The 5785-nt window shown below is 36.1% G+C and carries 8 protein-coding genes; all 8 read left to right on the forward strand.

What is annotated here, in order from left to right; all coding sequences use genetic code 11:
* The coding region (locus tag CWC11_RS23545; protein ID WP_283241017.1) for an RHS repeat-associated core domain-containing protein at positions 1-1546 on the forward strand (1546 nt) is incomplete at its 5' end.
* Positions 1546-2022: an SMI1/KNR4 family protein gene (locus CWC11_RS20035; protein ID WP_138684104.1), complete on the forward strand. Its 477-nt coding sequence runs from the start codon at positions 1546-1548 to the stop codon at positions 2020-2022. The genes CWC11_RS23545 and CWC11_RS20035, both read left to right, overlap by 1 nt.
* A gap of 39 nt (positions 2023-2061) precedes the next feature.
* Positions 2062-2535 (forward strand): hypothetical protein, encoded by a 474-nt coding sequence (locus tag CWC11_RS20040; protein ID WP_138684105.1) that lies wholly within the window; start codon positions 2062-2064, stop codon positions 2533-2535.
* A gap of 298 nt (positions 2536-2833) precedes the next feature.
* Entirely contained in the window at positions 2834-3382 is a 549-nt protein-coding gene (locus CWC11_RS20045) for a hypothetical protein (RefSeq protein ID WP_249330774.1), read from the forward strand.
* A complete protein-coding gene (locus CWC11_RS20050) occupies positions 3379-3909 on the forward strand; it encodes a hypothetical protein (protein ID WP_138684106.1) in 531 nt (176 codons plus the stop codon). The genes CWC11_RS20045 and CWC11_RS20050 overlap by 4 nt, the downstream gene beginning before the upstream one ends.
* Positions 3910-3964: 55 nt before the next feature.
* Positions 3965-4174 carry a hypothetical protein gene (locus tag CWC11_RS20055; RefSeq protein WP_138684107.1) on the forward strand — a complete coding sequence of 70 codons (210 nt, stop codon included), beginning with the start codon at positions 3965-3967 and terminating at the stop codon, positions 4172-4174.
* Between the two features lie 96 nt (positions 4175-4270).
* Positions 4271-5182 (forward strand): Ssp4 family T6SS effector, encoded by a 912-nt coding sequence (ssp4, locus tag CWC11_RS20060; RefSeq protein ID WP_055020041.1) that lies wholly within the window; start codon positions 4271-4273, stop codon positions 5180-5182.
* A complete protein-coding gene (locus CWC11_RS20065; protein ID WP_138684108.1) occupies positions 5182-5661 on the forward strand; it encodes a hypothetical protein in 480 nt (159 codons plus the stop codon). The genes ssp4 and CWC11_RS20065 overlap by 1 nt, the downstream gene beginning before the upstream one ends.
* Positions 5662-5785 lie beyond the last annotated feature (124 nt).

Genomic DNA, 5785 nt, shown 5'->3' on the forward strand with positions numbered 1-5785 from the left:
GCGTCGTATCGCCAAGCACACCGAGCACGGTAAAATTGACTACATTTGGGATAACGACCAGTTAATCGGTGAATGCCAGCACGGTGAATATACCTGGTATATCAACCTGCCAAATCAGTTTCACCCAGTCGCACTAATTAAACAAAGTGAGGTGTACTACTACCACCTAGACCAACTAAATACCCCACGTTTTGTTACTAATAACAAAGCAGAAGTGGTATGGGAAAACCAAGCCGATGTGTATGGCTATGAAGAACCAGAAGTCGAGCCTGTCACTAATAAAGAACATACCTTCACTCAGCCAATTCGTTTTCAAGGGCAATATTTAGATATCGAGAGTGGTTTACACTACAACCGTTATCGCTACTACAGCCCCAAACAACAACGCTTTATAAACCAAGATCCGATTGGTTTAGTGGGTGGGATAAACCACTATCAATATGCGCCAAATCCGGTGAATTGGGTTGATCCGTTTGGGTTGAGTTGTAAGGAAAATGGCTGGAATACATTTTTAAAAAATACCAAAGGGCATTTTAATAGCACCACTGAAGCGGCGGATAGCTACAAAAAGGTAAAAGAAGTTTTACTTACTCCTAAAGCTGAGCGGCCAGATCCGTCTACATATCTACCACAATCATATATAGATGCACATATAGCCCAGTTTAATCAACAAGGTGCAGGTTTTATTTCTATTCAAAGTTGGATGCTAAACCCTGAATATCCCACGTTACCGCCAAGAAAGTTTGTAGGGCTTAAAAGTGAAATGGACGCTATTATCGCTAAATACACTCAATCAGGAAATGATTGGAGAATACTTAGAGATGAACTTAGTTTAGGCGAAAACACAGACTTAAGTAATGATGAAATTACGTATATTACAGTCGAACCTGGCGATGAGCGATTTGAGTATGATATTCCAAATGGTCGCGAAGGTGGTGCATACGATGGAGAATGGATCCCAGGAGGCAAAACTAAAGGCGGAATAACAGAGGCTGCGTTAATTAATTCCGAGACTGTCGTTCACAATAACAGTCTTGAAGAGCTATCGAATAGCTTTAAAAGCTCGAAAAGCTTAGATAACGATGAAGTAATTGATGCACAGAAAGGCCAAACTTTAAAAATTTGGAGTGCTCCGGTCAAAGTTGATGGCAGGCGTGTTTTTCAGCGAAATGATTTATTTGATCCTAATAAAGTTGATGGTGAGAATCGTACTAATATACAGAGGATGAAAAAGGGAAGGCCTCCGATCGGTTATGATGACCAACCCGTGAATCTTCATCATTTAATACAAAGAGAGCCAGGAACAATAGCTGAAGTAGGTGGTGAGTTTCACTCTAAAAAAACTAAAGTTTTACATGTACCACAATACAATAAAGTAAACGGTGAATGGGTAGCTAGAAAAAATTATAGCTTTAGAGCTCATAATGGGAAAAAATCAACATGGCCTAAAACTAGAACTGGTAAAGTGAAGCAGACAGATGCTCAGAAAGCTTTCACAAAATGGAGTTCTAAATATTGGATAAAAAGATCAGAAGGGTTTGAGTAATGAGTACAATTTTAGATGTTCAGTCAATGTTATCAGAAATGTCTTCTAACGAAGATATTTCAATTGGAGTAACTCATAGTAGTGAAGAGATAGCGAATGCAGAAGCCTATTTAAATGTTTCCTTGCCGGAAGAGTATAAAGCTTTCTTAAAAAAAATAGGTTATTTATGCCTAGGCTCTTTAGAGTACTATGGGTTGACTAGAAGTAGTGATTTTAGCACTGCTGGTATTCCTAATTTTGTATGGTTCACAGCAAAAAAGAGAGATGAGATTAACCTACCGAAGAGCTTGATAGTTTTTCAAAACTTGAACGATGAGATCTATTATTGCTTAAATGCATCTCCAAAAATGGAATCTTTTGGTAACGTTATTGTTTGGAATAACCTTAGTAGAACAGTTGATGATACTTTAGAAATAAGTTTTTTGGATTTCATAGTTGGTGATATTGATGAGTACAAAGACGAATATGAGACTTGAAAATACTCTCTTTATAATTTTACTTTAGTTAGGTTACATATGAATAATTTATTTGCAGCTGCTTTAAAAACGAATGAGACAAATAGCTTTTTTCGTGGAGAAAAAAACTACTTTGTAAGAACCCCTGACTTTGACCAACATAATCATGGTGCAAACCTTGGCGGGCATGTCGAATCTTTTTTAAAAGCGAGTAATGATAACGCTGAAGTTTTCGATGAAGCTTTTATTAAATTTTTGGAGTCTTTAGAAGTAACTAAAGAAGATTTGACACATTTTATGGCCAATCTTTCAGCGTTCTTTGCTTTAAAAAATAGAGATAGATTGGAAAAGTCAACACTCTTTAGAAGCCCCAATAGCACCGAGTCAAAATTAGTTAAAAGCTATTTAACAAAGATATCAAACACTGATATATATCTTACTGAAAAAGATAGGTTATATATACATGCAAATTTTATCTCTAAAAATGGTAACGATTTTTTATTAAATACATTGAAAGAAATAGACAAGGGGTAGGTTGAGCTTTCCATCTTTCAGTAACTTATATTTAGATATTAAACGAGCTATATAAAAACTCTAAAAAGGACTTTATTGATGTCATCAATCAGAATAACTCAACCTGTTGGGTTGGGCGGCACTAACAGTTTAAATGATGTAAAAACGGTACAAACGGCTTTGAATAAATTACTAAAACTTATTCCACCTACGCAAGCTTTAATTGTCGATGGTCGCTTAAACCCTCGCCCAGAAAACTCAAAAACTATTGCTGCTATTAAGTTATTCCAAAGCAAAGTGTTAAACATGGTTCGTCCCGATGGAAAAATTAATGCTAACGATGCTACTTTTCGCAAAATTAATGGAAAAGCTTGCATTATATTACTCTCAAAAAGCAGGAATGAAAGATCCTCAACTTTTTTTGAACGATGTAATAAAACCAACGCTGTTAAAAATCGGCTTATCATCAAAAAAAGCAGAAACCTTATTGCTGGGTACAGCGATTCAAGAAAGTCGATTGAAGTATCGTCAACAACTAGGCGGTGGACCTGCGTTGAGTTATTTTCAGATAGAGCCTGCGACTCATGATGACATTTGGGATAATTACCTAAGTTATAGAGGAGAGTTAGCATTAAAAGTTAAAAGCTTAATGACTACTGAAGATAAGTTAAAAGAGCTAAAAGAGAATGATGCCTATGCATGCGCCATTGCTAGAGTCCACTATTTAAGAGCACCAGACGCCTTGCCAGAAGCTAATGATACTAATGCGCAGGCACAGTATTGGAAAACTTATTATAATACGCCTCTTGGAAAGGGAACTGTGCAAGAGTTTATTCATAATTGGCAAACATATGGAGTAAGCATATGAATGTTTTTAAGGCCTTAATTTGTACTCTGCTATTAACGTTAAGTCATATCGCTTTCGCGTCAGAATGTTTAAATATAAAAGTAACTAAGCCTATAAAAGTTGATGACAAAACAGGGCTATTGCAGTCATTGAAGTTTGAGCAAGTTAAATTACTCCACAAAGATAAGTCAGGTATTTGCTTGCCTACAAGGGATACCTACATTTTGTCTTTTAGTGAAGGGATCCCTTTTATTGCCACTCGATTAAAAGGTCACACGCCAGAAATAACATTGCTCGAAAAAGGCGAAAATTATTATGCATTAATAAAGTTTTTTACAGGTAACAAATTGCAAGTACTAAAGGGATATCAAGTCATCAACTCAGAGCTATACGCACTCGCTAACTTCACTTTAAGTAGTAATGTAAGCAATATTAGTATTGATGAAGGGGTTATTAGCGTAAAGAATACTGAGCTAGTTGAAGAGCTCTCCATTGATTCAGTTACACTTTACAACTTTGATTTATCAGGTGTGTCAGTTAAGCATTAAGTAATGTACTTACTAAATAACTATAATATTGAATTGCCAAGGGTATTTAAGAAGCATGATAAAAAGTAACCTTGGTAAATTTTTGCTGATTATTCCTGTATTTTTTATTGCACCGTGTAATGAAGCTCAAGGTGCTACGCAAGTTATATTTAAATGTAATACGGATGTACCTACACCTATTGAGCTGGTTATTAACAAAGTAGGGAATAAATATCACTTAGCTGAATTTACTATAAATGCAGCCACAGTTATTGATCTTGGATAAATGAAAATAGACTTCGTATGTCTAGCTTTAACAGAGTAAATAAGTTCAATGCTGTAGATAAGCTTGAAAAAGTAATTAAATTAAAAGGAGTTTTTTATGTTTGGGAATGAATACCAACGCCACAAAGAAAGACAGTTAAAAGTTCGACTTAGTCATGAAATAAATCAAGCAAGGCTATTTAAAGATATTGACAAACTTCCGGGGTTGACTGGCGCTGGGGTTATGTATATTGATTCAAGCTTTACGGTTGTAGAGTTGAGAGCTTATAGTGGTTCATCTTTAACTCGTCCGAAAATAGTACTTCGCGAACAACCAAAAAATATGAATCAGCAAGAGTTTGCAGGTCATTTGAAAAATAGTCAGAGTAGTGCACGAGAGTCACGTTTAGTTGGTGAGGTTGCCGGTACAGTTTTAAGTTGTAGTGCGGCTGTGTTAGGTTGGATTGTCGTTTTTGGTAGTGCGGCGGCGATCCCAATTTCTGGCGGGACAAGTTCTGCCGTTACATATTTAGCAGTGGCTGCCAGTACGGCGAGTTCACTTCAATGCATTAACGGTGGTGTCAGAACCTATAACGAAAGCGTAAACCCTGAATTAAACGACTTATATGACTCTAAGGAATGGTATCAGAATGTAACTATGGCGCTTGATGTAGTTTCATTGGCTGGAGCTGCCGCTGCCGGTGCTGCAACTCTAAAAGCAGTTAAACTACTAAAAGCAAATACCAATAAAACTACCGAGGCTCTTCTAAAGGGTCTTTCTAGTAGTGAAAGAAAACGTTTAACCCAAGATATAATTAGGTTGAATCACCCTGGCGTTTCTAACCAAGTATTGAAGAGGATGGTCAGAAGCGGACAATTTCCTAAGCGCTATAGCGGCGTTCAAATTACCCAAGCATTGAGATTACAGCTTAAGGATACTATTGGCGCATCTTTTAGTTTTGGCGGAAGTGCGTTATCTGGAACGGTGAATTCACTCGCAATTGGAATATATGAGGAGTTGAGTAAGTAGTGTCTAAAAACGATGAGGTATTTCTATTATTTCCACCATGGAAGCTTTTACGAAGGTTTCTATTAGTAACAGTGCTCTTACTTTTGGGTACTGTATACTCCGGAATGACTGTGTTAACGCAATACTTTAATACAGAACCTGAGTGGCTGTTAGGAATTTTATTTTCTACAGGGATAGCATTTTGCCTTATAAATTTTAAAGTAAGCCAAGGCTCTTTTTTTTGCGCAAATATATTAAAATTCTATGCTTTATTTTTAGCTGTGATTTGCTTACCGGCTTTTATAATTTTAGAAGGTAATGGGTATTATATTGCAACAGTTATCAATATAGCCTTTATGTTGCTTTCTTTTTATTTAATTAAAGGTGAAAAATACCAAGGTCTTATTAAATATCAGTATGATTTTTTTAAAGATATAAAAGACGTTCGTGCTGCTGTCGAAAAAGAAATGGCAAGAGGTAAGCGAAGGAACAAAAAGTAATAAAATTTTATTTACCTTTATTCAATTTAAAACTCTAGGGAGCTATAAACGCCTAAGCTAAGGCACTATAGAAATGATATGGAACAACAAAACCAACAAACACTAACTAACCTTGTTTACGATA

This window comes from Pseudoalteromonas sp. S3178, assembly GCF_005886985.1.
GTDB lineage: Bacteria > Pseudomonadota > Gammaproteobacteria > Enterobacterales > Alteromonadaceae > Pseudoalteromonas > Pseudoalteromonas carrageenovora.